The sequence below is a fragment of the Nitratireductor sp. B36 genome (assembly GCF_020833685.1).
Lineage (GTDB): Bacteria > Pseudomonadota > Alphaproteobacteria > Rhizobiales > Rhizobiaceae > Nitratireductor.
The window spans coordinates 820,769-835,051 of record NZ_JACKZY010000003.1 but is presented as its reverse complement, the minus strand read 5'-3'; the positions used below and the strand labels follow the sequence as shown (position 1 = coordinate 835,051).

The window sequence follows — 14,283 nt, the reverse complement described above, 5'->3', positions numbered from 1 at the left end:
CTTCTCCGTTCGCAAGAAACGGCTCGGCTGGGGAAAATTCGGTTGCTTGAGCCGCGACAGACCGGCACCAGACCAAGCAGCGGTTTTTCCGCTGAACATCCTTTTTACAGATGCCGCACAGCGTGAAAGAGTGACAGCACCTGTTATCCAGCCATGGGTGACGGCTGGTCAACCAGGCGAGCAAGAGCCGAGAAGTCGGCCTTTATAGGCGCCGCATCAATTGCCACGTCGACCCAGCTTAGATCCTTCAGACCGTGGCCGGTGACGACGGCCACTATGCGGTCGTTTTCCTTCACAAGGCCCTTTCGGCGCAGCTGCCCGAGGGCCGCTATCGGTACGGCTCCACTGGGCTCAGCCAGTATCCCTTCCATCTGCGAGAGGTCGCGGAGGCCCTGAAGGATATCAGGATCGTCCACTGCAAACGCAGCACCTTTGAAGCGCTTGATCCACGAAAGGGTGTAGTCGCCGTCGCGTTCGTAACCCGCCAAGGTGTCATTGAGTGCAGATGCTATCGTGGTTTGGTGCTCCCATGGCTTGACGCTGCTGCCACTTTGGAAAGCTTGCACGATGGGTGCGCACCTGCTTGCCTGTATGGCGATAGGCCGCGGGACTGTTGCAAGGTGGCCTGCTTCGAGCAGCCGCTGGAAGCCCTTCATGATGCCGCCCAGCAGCGGACCGCTCGAAATTGGGAGCAGCAAAACATCTGCCTCAAGATGTGCGATCTCGTAGGCGAGCGTCGCATAGGCATCAACCCCATAGGGGTTATGATATGTGGTGGTGAGATTGACCCAGTCCCGTTCGCGCGCCAGCTTGTCGGCCAGGCGGCAACAGTCGCTCGTGTTACCCTCGACTTTGACGAGTCGTGCTCCCGTGGCAGCGATCTGACGCAGTTTCGCCTCAGGGGCAGAGGCCGGAACAAGAACGACAACCGGCAGACCGGCGCGCGCAGCATACGCCGCTGCAGAAGCACCGGCATTTCCGCTTGAAGACAGCACCAAACCCTTGCGTTGGTGCTGTCGTGCGAGTGAAGTGGCTAACGCAATCGCCCGATCTTTGAACGACGCCGTCGGAGATATGGAATCATTTTTGATCCACAGATCTGCGACACCCATCTTCCTGGCCAACCGTGGGCAGGCGAGGAGCGGTGAGCCTGCTTCGCCCAGCGAGATACGATTTTCCTCCGAGCAGTATGGAAGATGGTGAGCCCAATGCCATAGGCTGGTCGGTGCCGGATCGCGATCGGCCTGCGTATTGTCCGGCAGATGCAAATCGAGAATTCCGCCACAACTCGGGCAGGTGGACGGTACGGAGGTGATGCTGGTCTCCTCTCCACACTCAGTACAGGCAAGCCACTCCGAATGTCTCATTTTTCCACCTCGTGGATGCGCCGCAGATCCTGTACCAGCTGCTGGAGCTGAATTGTCACGGCCTCCGTGATGGCGCGACCTTTCTGGCGAGTGGCAAGAGCTGGTTCGCCGACAGTGCCCGTTCCTCCTGATTTGTCTTTCATGCTGCGATAGAGCGATATGGGCGGGGCAGCCAACATGTCTTCCACAGTCCAACGCGTGGTTGGGCCTAAGCTGCGCTCTTCGATGCAGTGACGGCGAACACTTGCCGGGTCGGCCTCCATCATCAGCGACGTCTCGAACTCACAAGCGTGATTGGCACCTCCCAATTCGCTTTCACGGATTTGTGCCAATGCTGGAGCCGCAAGAGTCCACCATGTCGCCAAAGCGATGCGGCACCCCTGCTCCTGGTGCCCAATCTGATCGACGAGAACTCTGCCAATCGCCTGATTCCCGCCATGGCTGTTGAAGATCAGCAGGGTGCGAAACCCATGAGCGATGACCGAGCGCAGAATGTCTCCTGCATAGGCAAGAAAGGTCTCGTGACGGACAGTCAGCGTCCCCACGAAATCCATGTGGTGATCGGAACAGCAAACCTGAACCTGCGGCAGGATCAGCATGTCGTTGCTGCAGCGTTGCTCCACGCTTTCCAGCAAGTGCATACCGATCCTGCAGTCCGTGGAAAGGGGGAGATGCGGACCATGTTGCTCGACTGCTGCGATCGGCAGGATCACCACCGTATCACGATCCACCTGGTCGATTTCCGCCGTGGTCAGGTCAGCCCATCTCATGCCGGGTGCCACCACCGGCCATTGAGCACGACGCCTGCCGCCTGGAGACGCTGGTTTGTGTGAAGGATTTCGCCTTCCACATCCTCAAGAGCAAACTCGCCCGAAGCAAGGGTAAGGATTGAGGCGTCTCCCACAGCCCCCTTCCGGAACGTACCAAGCTCGGGACGCTGAAGGACTTGGCCTGCTCTGACCGTGGACCTTTCGATGACCTCGCTCAACGGCATGCCAAGGCCTAGGAACTTGCTCATGGTCGTCAGCTGATCGTAGGCAGGCCCCTCGGTGCAAAATGCATGAACATCAGAGGAAATTGTATCAGGAGGGAAGCCAGCTTCCAGCATGGCTCGAGCCGTTTTGTAGGAGAAGGAGCCCATACCGTGCCCAATGTCGAAATAGACGCCTCGCTCCCGCGCTTCCAGAACCTCTGCCTTGACCCGCCCATTGCCCATGATTGGAGCGTTCGGAAACGGGCGAAAGCAATGTGTAAGCACATCACCTTTGCGCAGTTTCGAAACCACTGCTTCATATGAAGGCGGCGGTTCATCGATGTGGCACATGACAGGCAGCCCCACTTCGTCCGAAAGTCCAAGCGCCACGTCCAGAGGAGCTATGCCCTGTGGTCCGCTTGCATGCCGCCCAATTCGTACCTTGATACCGACGATGACGTCACGATTGGCTTCAATGACCTCCGCAGCATGTTTCGGTGCCATCAGTCGGAAGTCATGGCTTTCGCCCACCATAATTTTCGTGTCGAAGCCGTAGATGCCCGCGAAGGAAACATGAAGGTAGACGAGAATGCGCGCATCGGCAGGCTCAATCACATGTCGGCGAAAGCCTGGAAAATTGCCAGGACCGGCGCTGCCCGTGTCCACGCAGGTGGTCACCGCACTGCTTCGGGCGAAATCATCGGCATCAATACCGAGTGACGTACCGCCCCAGTACACATGTGTATGAAGGTCAATGATTCCCGGCGTAACAATCTTCCCGGAAACGTCCCTGACTGATTGAGCTTGTGCTGCCAGATCGTCTCCCACCGCAGCCACTTTGCCGTCGGTAAAACCCACTTGCGTAACGCGGTCGAGGTTCTGTGAAGGATCGAGGACGCGACCACCTGCGAGTACTAGGTCGAACTTCATTGAACTGAATTCCTTGACGCCTGGAGGAGGAACTCATCGAGCTCCCTCATTCAAATAGGTATGAAATTTTCCAACATAATTGGATTTTATTGCGAAATATGTGGCAAATCTCTTGTGATATAATGTTGCTTTTTTTCATATCCGGTGTCAAGCTGGCATCGAAAGGCTTGGGGATCGGAGCAATTTGCTGAGGGGCAGCGCTTGACCACCACTGACATCATCAACCGATTGCGGATCTGGGCGGCAGACGGCAGCAACGCTGAAAAGCGGCTCGCTGAGATCGTATTGTCCGACATCGAGTACGCATCGAAGGCGTCGATTGCCGACCTCGCACTCCGTGCTGGCGTCAGTGAACCGACAGTCACCCGCTTCTGCCGCGCCCTCGGATGTGACGGTATCCGCGACTTCAAATTCAAATTGGCGCAAGTGCTCGCGATCGGTGGGGTTTATCTTTTCCCTGAACCCCTCGTGCGTGACGAGCGAGATGCGCGGATCGTAGGTGCCATAGCGGATGGCGCAGCCAATGCGATGCAGCGCGTGCGCGATGCGATTGACATGAAAACCGTCAACGAGGTGGCGCAACATGTCGTTGATGCGGGCCAGGTCTATGTGTTCGGGTCTGGCGGCGTTTCTTCCATGGGTGCGGTCGAAATGCAGAACCGGCTTTTTCGACTGGGCGTACCGATCGTTGCCCATACCGATGGGCAAATGCAGCGCATGACTGCTGCCGTGTGCGACAAGCGTTCGCTCGTTTTCGCCATATCGGCCTCAGGTCAGGCAGCATCCATTATCGAGTCTGTTCGCGTCGCGCGCCAGTATGGCGCCCGCACCATCACCATCACTCACCCTGAATCTGTCTTGGCGAAAGAGGCTGAGGCTTGCCTGCCTTTCGTCATTCCTGCCGATACGCAGCTCTACAAGCCCACCTCGGGCCGATATGCGCTCCTCTTCCTGATTGATCTCATCGCGATGACCACAGCCGAGCTGATCGGGCCCAGCGTTCTTGAAAGCCTGCGACGCATCCGTGTGAGCCTCTCAAGTCTGAATACGAATGATCCGGGTCGGCCAATCGGCGATTAGCAGGAAGCGGAGGTAGGAGCCAATGGGAGGCGAACCATGATTAGACAAGTGGCGGGAGAGCTCAGCGAAAAATTGAATCGCTGCGTCGAGATCATCTTGATCGCATTGATGGCCGCTCTTGTTGTCAATGTGTGGATCGGGGTGGCTGACCGCTACTATTTCCATTGGCAATTCAACTGGCCGGAGCCTCTGGCGCGCTATCTGATGATATGGACGGTGCTGCTGGCGATTTCGAGCGGAATTGTCCGCCGTGAACACATAGGCTTGACGATCCTGATCGACCGGCTGCCGGTCTCCCTGCGCCGTACTGCGCTGCTATTGTCGGATCTTCTAGGAATCCTGCTGTTTGCATATCTCTTCTGGTTCGGCCTCGGTTTTGCTGCCGCGGGTTTGACACGCCAAGCCATGATCCTAGGGCTTTCCCTCGGTCCCGCCTACTCCGCCATTCCGGCGGCGGCAGGACTTGCCGCAATCCAGCTTCTTCTCGTCATGTTGCGCGATTTGGGTGAGCAGCGGGTCGAAGATCAGGCGGAGCTATAGTCCATGATCGTTGCAGCTATTTTCCTTGTTTTGTTGCTCCTTGGCACCCCCATCGGGTTCGCAATCGGTATTGCTGGACTTGCAGGCATGGTGGGGATGGGTGGCGCCCACTTTTTGGCGATGGGGCCAAGCCGCATGTTCAACAGCCTGGACATCTTCCCTTTCCTGGCGATGCCATTTTTCATACTCGCCGGCGAGATTATGAATCACATCGGCATCACCCAGCGTCTCATGCGGTTTGCCCACATTCTCGTTGGGCATTTTCGGGGAGGCCTGGCCCACGCCAACATGATCGCTTCCGTAATGTTTGCAGGCCTGACAGGCGCCGCGACCGCTGATGCTGCAGCATTCGGCAAGACCCTGGTGCCAGAGATGGTGCGCCAGGGTTATCGTCGGGACTATGCGTGCGCGGTCACGGCCGCAGGATCGATCATAGGACCTACCATCCCACCTTCGGGTATAATGGTGGTCTATGGATCACTGATGGGCGTATCCATCGGCGGTCTGTTTGCAGCCGGCATTCTCCCCGGCTTGATTATCTGCATCGTCTGCATGGCCGTTATCGCGCTCGGCGCCACGCGCAACAATCTGCCCAAGGCCGAAAAGCGAGCAAGCCTCCGCGAAATTGCCCGCAGCTTCTTCCACTCGATCGCTGCGCTGGCCATGCCCTTTATCATTCTCGGCGGCATACTGGGCGGCATCGTGACGCCGACTGAAGCCGCTTCGATTGCCGTCGCCTATGCATTGCTTCTGGGGGTCTTCGTCTATCGCAACATTACGATTCAAGCATTGTGCAACATGCTTCTGCGCACGGCCATCATCAGCGGCGTGATTTTTGTGATCATCGCTTTTGCGAGCCTGCTTGGATGGTGGATGAGCTTCAACCGAGTACCGCAGGAGATTGCGTCCGCGATACTGAGTTTCTCCGAAAATCCTTACATCATCATCCTGCTGATTATCTGCCTTCTGCTGCTTATCGGCATGGTCATGGACATAACGGCCATCCTTATCATTCTCACGCCCGTTCTCGTACCTATAACCAATCAGATTGGCCTTGAGCCGATCCATGCGGGGATCATCTTCATAATTGCACTGAACATCTCGCTGATGACGCCGCCCGTCGGCGCTTGCCTGTTCGTGCTGTCATCGGTGACCGGCGAGAAGCTGGAGCGCATTTCCATCAAGCTTTGGCCATTTCTCATCGCCGAGATTGCCGTTCTCGTCACGTTCGCATTCTGGGAGGACATGGCGTTGCTGGTGCCGCGGTGGTTGGGGTTCGCCTGAACCGCGCAAAGTTAAAATCAAAGAAAAAACCGAAGGAGTGGAATATGAAAAAAGTGCTCGCCCAAAGTTTTGCAGCCATCCTTGCTGCATCCGCTATGACAGTGACAGCCGGGGCACAGGAACATGTGCTGAAGCTCGCTCATGACAACAACCCGGACCCGTTCGATAATCCGGGTCATGCATGTGCAGCTGTGTTTGCAAACATCGTCAACTCCGACACGAACGGTGAGGTCGAGGTCGAAATCTATCCGAACGATCAGATCGGAACGAATGCCGAATCTGTCCAGATGGTCCGGGACGGAGTGATCCAGGCCACCATTTCATCGACAGGCTCACTCGCATCATACTATCCGAAAATCGATGTTTTGAACTTGCCGTTCGCCTTCTCGGACAATGCTGCAACCTACAAGGCCTTCGATGGAAAATTCGGCAAGGCATTAAAAGCCGACATCGAAAAGGAACTGGATGGGGTCAAGGTTCTGGCTTTCCCTGACACCGGGGGCTTTTTTGCGGTAACGACATCGACAAAACCGATCAACACGCTTGAGGATTTCGAAGGCGTGCGTTTGCGCACGATGACGCTTTCATCCCACCAAGTCATCATGAATGCTCTCGGTGCAGAGGCCTATCCGCTGGCTTGGGGTGAGGTCTATTCCGCACTGCAAACCGGCGTCATCGATGGACAGATGAATCCGGTGCCGATTATTTCGTTCTCCAATTTCTCCGAGGTGCAGAAGCATCTCGCTCTCACCAACCATCTGTTTTCACCATACATCTTTCTGCTCTCGGAAAGCTTCTGGGATGGCCTGACCGAGGATCAGCAGAATGTTGTCCGGTATGCGGCACAGTCCTGTGTCGCCGCTTCGCGCGGCCTCGCCCGCATTATCGAAGCTTCCGATCGAGGCGTTGCAGGCCTGCGTGAGAAGATGGAAGTGACGGCGCTGACACCTGAGCAGCGGACGGCCATGCGCGAAGCGACTCAGCCTGCTTTTGAGAAGCACATCCAAACTGAGTACGGCGAAGATGCGGTTGCGCTGCTCGAGCTTTTCAAGGAAGAGGCAGCCAAAGCCAACCAATCCGACTATCTGAAGTAAGCTTTCTTCCGTGACCGAGGGGACGTCCGCGTATCGGCGGTCGTTCCCTCCTTCATACAGAGATTGTCAAAGCAGGCATCTGGTCCCGCTCGCTCCCCCCTCTCCTTCTCGGTCATGAACTCGATGCCTTGGTTGGCGTCCTACCGCCATACCGCTGATCGCTCGAGTGAGACCTCCTGACCGCAGCGTGCCAAAGCGGCCCCGCCCGTGCGGTATTGTGTTTTCGATCACACCACGGCAGTTTAGTCCGATGTCTCATGCACTGCGCATAGCCAGGGGGCGCTTTGGGCGTGTCGCGCTTCTGGATATGGATCGCCCACTGGTGCGCCACGCGCATCCGCACTGCCACGTTCTTCTGAAGGTGGAGGGGGCGGACACGCAGTTTCAGGTCGGAGACAGGATTGCACGGCTCACGGATGAAAGCGCAGTCCTGATCAATGCTTGGGAACCGCATGCGTATGAGCATGATACCGAGCAGCCGAAAACCGTAATTCTCGCTCTCTATATCGAGCCGCAATGGCTTGGGCTTTTCCGCCCCAACTGGGCTGTCAGCAATGCGCCCGATTTCTTCAACTGCTCCGTCGGCGCAATCACACAGGAAATCCGGCGCCTGACACAACTTTTGGCTTCCACCATGGTCCACGCGCCGCAAGATGAGCGCGTGCATGAGGATCTCCTTGGACGCTTGATGATTGCCGTCATTGAACGCTTCACCAGCTGGCGCGGCCTACCCAATTCGATCCGAAGTCTGGCCAACAGTCACCTGACCGATTTCCGGATTCAAAAAGCTGTGCGGCTCATTCAGCAGGCACCGGGTGAGATAGGCGACATGAACATGCTGGCCCGCGATGTGGGATTGTCTCGGGCACACTTCTTCCGTCTTTTCGAGACCAATATGGGCGTCAGCCCCCGCGTTTTCTTGAATGTGCACCGACTGGAACACGCGGTAAACCAGATCGTGGAAAGCGATGAGACCTTCGCCGCAATTGGCGAAAAGCTCGGCTTTTCGGTGCCCGCTCATTTTTCGCGGTTTTTCCATGATCACGCTGGGTCCTCTCCCAGCGTTTTTCGCAGAGTCACCCGGTTGAACGAGCGAATTTGAGACTTCTGGGTAAGTTGTAAGACTTACCGGTATCGTCGTCTCGCCCTTCCTCGAGCATGAACTCTCCCAGGGACCGCCCTCTCGGGCGGGGGAGGAGAGCATGACGATCAATCTGCAGCGAGCCGGCCTCGTGGGCCGTTCAATGCCGCGTGTTGAAGATGCCGCGCTACTGATCGGACGCGGGCGCTATATCGACGACCTGCCGACCCGTCGTGACACGGCGCATATGGTAGTTCTGCGCTCGCCGCATGCTCACGCCGAAATTCGCTCCATCGATGTGTCTAAGGCCCTCGAAGTCGAAGGGGTCCATGCCGTCATTACAGGCGATGACGTAGCCGCCCTCACACGAAGCCTGACCGTTGGCGTCAAAGCCGATGTGGAATGCTGGCCTATCGCACGGGATCGGGTTCGCTATGTGGGTGAACCGGTAGCCCTGGTCGTCGCTGATACACGCTATATTGCCGAAGATGCTCTCGATCTCATCGCGGTCGAGTACGACATGCTGCCGGTGGTGATGGATCCAGAGGCCGCGCTTCAAGAGGATGCGGCGCTGTTGCATCCCTCGCTTGGCAGCAATTGTATTGCCGAGCGCAGCTTCCGCTATGGTGACCCCGAAAGCGCTTTTGCAGAAGCGAAACACCGCTTCGCAATCGACGTGTCCTATCCGCGCAACTCCTGCACGCCTATTGAGACCTATGGGGTCATTGCTGAGTACGACCCAGGTGAAGACGCCTACGATGTAACGGCAAACTTCCAAGGACCATTCTCGATCCATGCGGTTGTGGCACTGGCGCTAAAAGTGCCAGGCAATCGGATGCGCCTTAGAACGCCACCTGACTCAGGTGGTTCCTTCGGCGTCAAGCAAGGTGTTTTCGTGTATGCGATCCTTGCCGCTGTTGCCGCGCGCGTCTCCGGTCGACCTGTCAAATGGATTGAGGATCGGCTCGAGCATCTGATGGCTTCCGTATCTGCGACCAATCGTGCCACCCGGCTGGAAGCGGCCGTCGAGGCCGACGGCCGGATAACAGCGCTTCGTTGGGACCAGATAGAGGACTGCGGGGCGCATTTGCGCGCACCCGAGCCAGCAACCCTATACCGCATGCACGGGAACATGACGGGGGCCTACGCGATTGCCAACGTCGCCATTCGCAACCGTGTCGTGCTTACCAACAAGACGCCGACAGGCCTCAACCGCGGTTTTGGCGGCCCGCAAATCTACTACCCGCTGGAGCGGCTGATGCACCGCATCGCTGATGAGCTTGGGATCGATCGGCTGGAAGTTATCCGCCGTAATCTTGTGCCCTCCGACGCATTTCCCTACCGCACGGCCACCGGAGCGCTTCTGGATTCGGGAGACTATGCGGCTGCTCTCGATACCGCACTCGCGAATGGCAATTTTGACGAACTGATCGAACGGCGCCGCCAAGCCCGCGCAGCCGGAAAACTCTACGGAATCGGGCTGGCTGCAGCTGTAGAGCCGAGCGTCTCCAATATGGGCTACATCACCACCGCCCTGACACCTGAGCAGCGCGCCAAGGCAGGACCGAAAAACGGTGCGCAGGCTGTCGCCACGATTTCCATCGATCCGCTTGGCGCAGTCACTGTCAAGGTCGCTTCGGTGCCACAGGGACAGGGGCATCGTACCGTGCTGGCGCAGGTCGTTGCTGAACGCCTTGGCATTCCTTTCAAGGCGGTGCGGGTGAACACCGAGCTGGATACCGCTCGGGACGCTTGGTCTATAGCGTCGGGGAATTATTCCAGCCGGTTTGCAGCGGCTGTCGCGGGCACGGCTCGTCTCGCAGCTGACCGTATCAGGGATCGCCTGGCTGAAATTGCCGCTGGCCAGCTTAATGTTGAAGCATCGCAGGTCGATTTTTTGGACGGGCGCATTTTTGATCGCTTGAATCCCGACAATTCGATTTCCTTCAATCGTGTCGCCGCCACCAGCCATTGGGCACCGGGTATGCTGCCTGAGGGCACTGATCACACGATCCAGGAGACCGTTTTCTGGACCCCCGAACAGCTCGAGGCTCCCACGTCAAAGGACGGCATCAACTCCTCACTTTGTCATGGTTTCATCTTCGATTTTTGCGGCATAGAGATCGATCCCGCTACAGGGGCAGTGCGCATCGACAAATATGTGACGATGCATGACTGCGGGCGTGTTCTCCATCCCGCCATGGTTGAGGGGCAGGTGCGTGGAGCCTTCGCGCAGGCCGTGGGAGCAGCCTTGTTCGAAGAGTATGCCTATGGTCAGGACGGCTCCTTTTTGTCGGGGACACTTGCGGATTATCTCATCCCGACTGTCATGGAGGTCCCTGACCCGGTCATCCTTCACTATGAAAGTCCGTCGCCGTTCACACCGCTTGGCGCCAAGGGCGTGGGTGAAGGAAACTGCATGTCCACCCCGGTTTGCATCGCCAATGCAATTGCTGATGCCACGGGCGCGATCGATATCACTCTGCCCCTTTCGCCTGGCCGCATTGGCGATCTGATCTTCGGCGAAGAAAAACCCTCCTCACAGCCGCAGACCAGAACTCCCAACAAAAGCTCCTCAGGCCAGCGTCAGTTGACCGGACAGGGCAGCGCTACGGTATCTGCCAGCCGCCAGACTGTTTGGGACATGCTGCTGGACCCTGCCACCCTGGAGGCAATCATCCCCGGGGCGCATGGTGTGGAGCGGGTCAGTGCAACGCATTTCCGCGCCGATGTGACGCTCGGCGTCGGCCCCGTGAAAGGGCGTTACCGCGCTGAAATCAAGTTGTCTGACATGGTCGAACCTGAAGCGGTCACATTAAGCGGTTCCACCCAAGGTGCCTTGGGGTTCGGCAATGGGGTGGGACGCATCACACTGCGTGAAGCCGACGGCAAGACGATCGTTGGATACAGCTACGAAGCAGGCATAGGCGGCAAGGTCGCTTCCGTTGGCGGACGTCTTCTCGACGGCGCGGCACGAGTGGTTATTGGCCAGTTTTTCCAGGCTTTGGCGCGCCATGCAGGCGGCGGAACGCCGCATGGTGGTTTGCTTTCCCGTTTGAAAGCACTTTTGGGAGGCCGTTCATGAAGCCGCCCGCTTTTGACTTTGTCAGACCAGAAGGGATGGAAGAGGTGCTCGAGACACTGCACCTCAGAAGCTCCGATGCGCGCATTATTGCGGGCGGTCAGTCGTTGGTGCCGATGTTGAACATGAGACTTGCTCGGCCCGGCGTCCTGGTTGACATCACTGGTCTTCGAAACCTTCAGAGCATCCACGAAGTGCGTGGGGAAGTGGTCATCGGTGCCGCCGTCCGCCAAGCCGAACTCGAGGCCTGGCCGCACCTGAGAAGGAAGTTACCTCTCCTTGCACAGGCGATCCGATGGATAGGACATGTGCAGACCCGCGCACGAGGGACGGTGTGTGGGTCCGTGGCACACGCAGATCCAAGCGCCGAGCTGCCGCTTGCCTTGATCGCGCTGAACGGTTCGGTGCGGCTCGCAAGCCAGAGGAGCAAGCGCACTGTCCCGGCGGCAGACTTCTTTCTGGGGATGATGTCCACGGCGATCGCCGAGGGCGAGATGATCGAAGCTGTAACCTTTCCGGTTGCTGAAAATGGAACAGGCTACGCTTTCCGTGAGATCGGCAGGCGTCATGGTGATTTTGCAATCGTTGCTTGCGCCGCTGTTGCAGATAAGACGGCAACCCGTCTTGCCATTGGAGGGGTGGACGACCATCCCCGACAGTTCGACCTTCCGCAGGAAAATGGTGATGAGCTTGATGACGCGCTCAACGATATCGCCTGGGCGCTGAACGCGCGTGACGACTTGCACGCGAGCGGGCGTTATCGGCGCGAACTTGTACGCCGGCTGGGTCGAGAAACCGTTTTGGAGGCCCGCTCATGCCGCAATTAGCTGCTGACACGAAACATCGCGTCGCCTTTCACCTCAATGGCAGAAAGGTGGAGGTGCTTGCCGAGAACCGGATGCTTCTCAGCGATCTTCTAAGACACGAACTGGGCGCAACAGGCACTCATGTGGGCTGCGAACACGGTGTTTGTGGTGCGTGCACCGTTCAGGTGGATGGTGCGCCCGTGCGCGCCTGTCTCATTCTTGCGGCTCAGATTGACGGGGCAGATGTGCGAACGGTCGAAGCGCTGACGCCGACCGCACAGCAGCTTTCGCCTCTGCAGGCTGCTTTTCGTGAAAAACATGGGCTGCAGTGCGGATTTTGCACACCCGGCATCCTGATGACGCTCGACGCGCTTCTAACCACGCGACCAGACGCCAGCGAGCAGGAAATCCGCGAACATTTGTCCGGGCATCTGTGTCGCTGCACCGGCTACGCGACGATCGTGGCCGCTGCTTTGGCGGCCGTGGAGGAAATTAGGAAGGAGCAAAAATACAATGCTTGATCTGGGGGCAAGTTTTCTGGCGAGCGTAAGCCGGGACCGGGATGCGTTGGCCATTGTTGATGGCGATATGCGGCTCACCTACTCCGAGTGGTACCGCAAGATTTCAGCGCTCGTGACCGGCTTTGATCAGCTTGGCCTGAAGCACGGCGATCACGTGGTCACTCTCATGATGAACCGCTGGGAGAACGCGTCACTGCATTGGGCCTGTCAATTCGCCGGTCTCATTGTCACGCCTCTGAACTGGCGCGCCAAGAGCGAAGAGGTGGATTATGCAATCAAGGACGCTGAAGCAAAAGCAGTCTTCTACGAGGATGTAACGCGCGAGGCGCTGGTTCAAACACCCTCGGCTGCTGGACTTAGCTGCATATCGACAGAAGAACTCGTCTCCATGATGGAGGCTGAAGCCCCTGACGTCGTGCCGCGTGCGGACGCCAATGACTGGTCGTTGATGCTGTACACTTCCGGCACCACGTCTCGGCCAAAAGGTGTGCCGCGCCGCCATCGTGTCGAACGTGCAGGGGCGGTCGCCCATGTAGCGCAGAACCTGTATCGGCATGGTGAGCGCACACTCGGAGTGATGCCGCTGTATCACACGATGGGTGTGCGCTCTCTTATCGCTTCTTCGCTAACAGGCGGTGCCTTCATTTGTCTTCCGCGCTTCGATGCCTCTCGTGCGATTGAACTGATCGAGGCTGAGGCGATTACAAATCTCTACCTGGTGCCGACGCTTTATCATGATCTCCTGCATGAGCCCGCCTTTTCACCCGAACGAGTAAAAAGTGTCACCAAGCTCGGCTTTGCCGGCGCCTCAATGACCGACGGTCTTCTGAAGCGGCTCAATGAGGCGTTCAAACCCGAGCTTTTCGTCAATCATTACGGTTCCTCGGAAATTTACACCTTTACAATCGAGCAGAACGCAGTGGCAAAACCTGGCTCGGCGGGTCGCGCCGGGATCAACCAGATGATCCGTGTGGTCAAGCTCGGCGCGGACTCCCCGGAACAACATGCGGGTGTCGCAGAGGAAGGCGAGATCATCGCTTATCTGAAGGGTGATGAAGCTTTCGAAGGTTATTGGAACCGCCCCGATGCGGATGCAAAGGCACTGCGGGAGGGGTGGTATTTCACCGGCGATACCGGCTTCTTCGACGCGGACGGTGATCTGTTCGTTACGGGTCGTGTTGACGACATGATCATCACAGGCGGTGAGAATGTGTCGCCAGTCGAGGTTGAGAGCTGCCTTTCTCTTCATGAACAGGTGGCAGAGGTAGCCGTGGTCGGCCTACCTGATGAACGCTGGGGCAAACTTGTCACCGCCTTCGTCAAGCGCAAGGGAAGCGTTACCGCGGAAGAGCTGGATGAGCATTGCAAGACCTCCGGGCTTGCCAATTTCCGCCGCCCGCGGCGCATCGTCTTCGTTGATGAGATTCCAAAATCGCCGGTCGGAAAGATCCTGCGCCGCATGCTCGTTGCTGGGGAATACAGCGTCGAGCGCCCGCTGGATCACGACCGGTCCGTTCAATAGCAG

The 14,283-nt window shown here is 57.7% G+C and carries 12 protein-coding genes; 9 read left to right on the top strand and 3 right to left on the bottom strand.

All coding sequences use genetic code 11. The annotated features are described in order from the left end of the window. Positions 1-143: 143 nt before the first annotated feature. The 3 genes from H7H48_RS15755 to H7H48_RS15745 are packed head-to-tail and all read right to left on the bottom strand — an operon-like array spanning position 144 to position 3,270. Entirely contained in the window at positions 144-1,367 is a 1,224-nt protein-coding gene (locus H7H48_RS15755; RefSeq protein WP_255663927.1) for a pyridoxal-phosphate dependent enzyme, read from the bottom strand. Beyond that, positions 1,364-2,137 (bottom strand): creatininase family protein, encoded by a 774-nt coding sequence (locus H7H48_RS15750; protein WP_229449971.1) that lies wholly within the window; start codon positions 2,135-2,137, stop codon positions 1,364-1,366. The genes H7H48_RS15755 and H7H48_RS15750 overlap by 4 nt, the downstream gene beginning before the upstream one ends. Next, a complete protein-coding gene (locus H7H48_RS15745; RefSeq protein WP_229449970.1) occupies positions 2,134-3,270 on the bottom strand; it encodes an amidohydrolase/deacetylase family metallohydrolase in 1,137 nt (378 codons plus the stop codon). Before H7H48_RS15745 ends, H7H48_RS15750 begins: the two co-directional genes overlap by 4 nt. Before the next feature lie 201 nt (positions 3,271-3,471). Between H7H48_RS15745 and H7H48_RS15740 the strand changes: the two genes are divergently transcribed. The 9 genes from H7H48_RS15740 (at position 3,472) to H7H48_RS15700 (ending at position 14,280) form a co-directional block, all read left to right on the top strand. Beyond that, positions 3,472-4,350, top strand: coding sequence for a MurR/RpiR family transcriptional regulator (locus tag H7H48_RS15740; protein ID WP_229449969.1), 879 nt, complete (start codon positions 3,472-3,474; stop codon positions 4,348-4,350). 48 nt (positions 4,351-4,398) lie between these two features. After that, entirely contained in the window at positions 4,399-4,890 is a 492-nt protein-coding gene (locus H7H48_RS15735) for a TRAP transporter small permease subunit (RefSeq protein ID WP_229449968.1), read from the top strand. A 3-nt stretch (positions 4,891-4,893) separates the two neighbouring features. Further along, entirely contained in the window at positions 4,894-6,174 is a 1,281-nt protein-coding gene (locus tag H7H48_RS15730; RefSeq protein WP_229449967.1) for a TRAP transporter large permease, read from the top strand. Positions 6,175-6,218: 44 nt separating this feature from the next. Continuing rightward, complete coding sequence (locus H7H48_RS15725) at positions 6,219-7,268, top strand: DctP family TRAP transporter solute-binding subunit (RefSeq protein WP_229450103.1); 1,050 nt, start codon at positions 6,219-6,221, stop codon at positions 7,266-7,268. 250 nt (positions 7,269-7,518) lie between these two features. Next, positions 7,519-8,370 (top strand): AraC family transcriptional regulator, encoded by an 852-nt coding sequence (locus H7H48_RS15720; RefSeq protein ID WP_229449966.1) that lies wholly within the window; start codon positions 7,519-7,521, stop codon positions 8,368-8,370. A 100-nt stretch (positions 8,371-8,470) separates the two neighbouring features. Continuing rightward, a complete protein-coding gene (locus H7H48_RS15715; RefSeq protein ID WP_229449965.1) occupies positions 8,471-11,434 on the top strand; it encodes a molybdopterin cofactor-binding domain-containing protein in 2,964 nt (987 codons plus the stop codon). Continuing rightward, entirely contained in the window at positions 11,431-12,258 is an 828-nt protein-coding gene (locus tag H7H48_RS15710; protein ID WP_229449964.1) for a xanthine dehydrogenase family protein subunit M, read from the top strand. The genes H7H48_RS15715 and H7H48_RS15710 overlap by 4 nt, the downstream gene beginning before the upstream one ends. Beyond that, entirely contained in the window at positions 12,246-12,758 is a 513-nt protein-coding gene (locus tag H7H48_RS15705; RefSeq protein WP_229449963.1) for a (2Fe-2S)-binding protein, read from the top strand. Before H7H48_RS15710 ends, H7H48_RS15705 begins: the two co-directional genes overlap by 13 nt. Continuing rightward, the gene (locus H7H48_RS15700; protein ID WP_229449962.1) at positions 12,751-14,280 is read left to right on the top strand and encodes an AMP-binding protein; all 1,530 of its coding nucleotides are present in this window, start codon (positions 12,751-12,753) and stop codon (positions 14,278-14,280) included. The genes H7H48_RS15705 and H7H48_RS15700 overlap by 8 nt, the downstream gene beginning before the upstream one ends. Positions 14,281-14,283 lie beyond the last annotated feature (3 nt).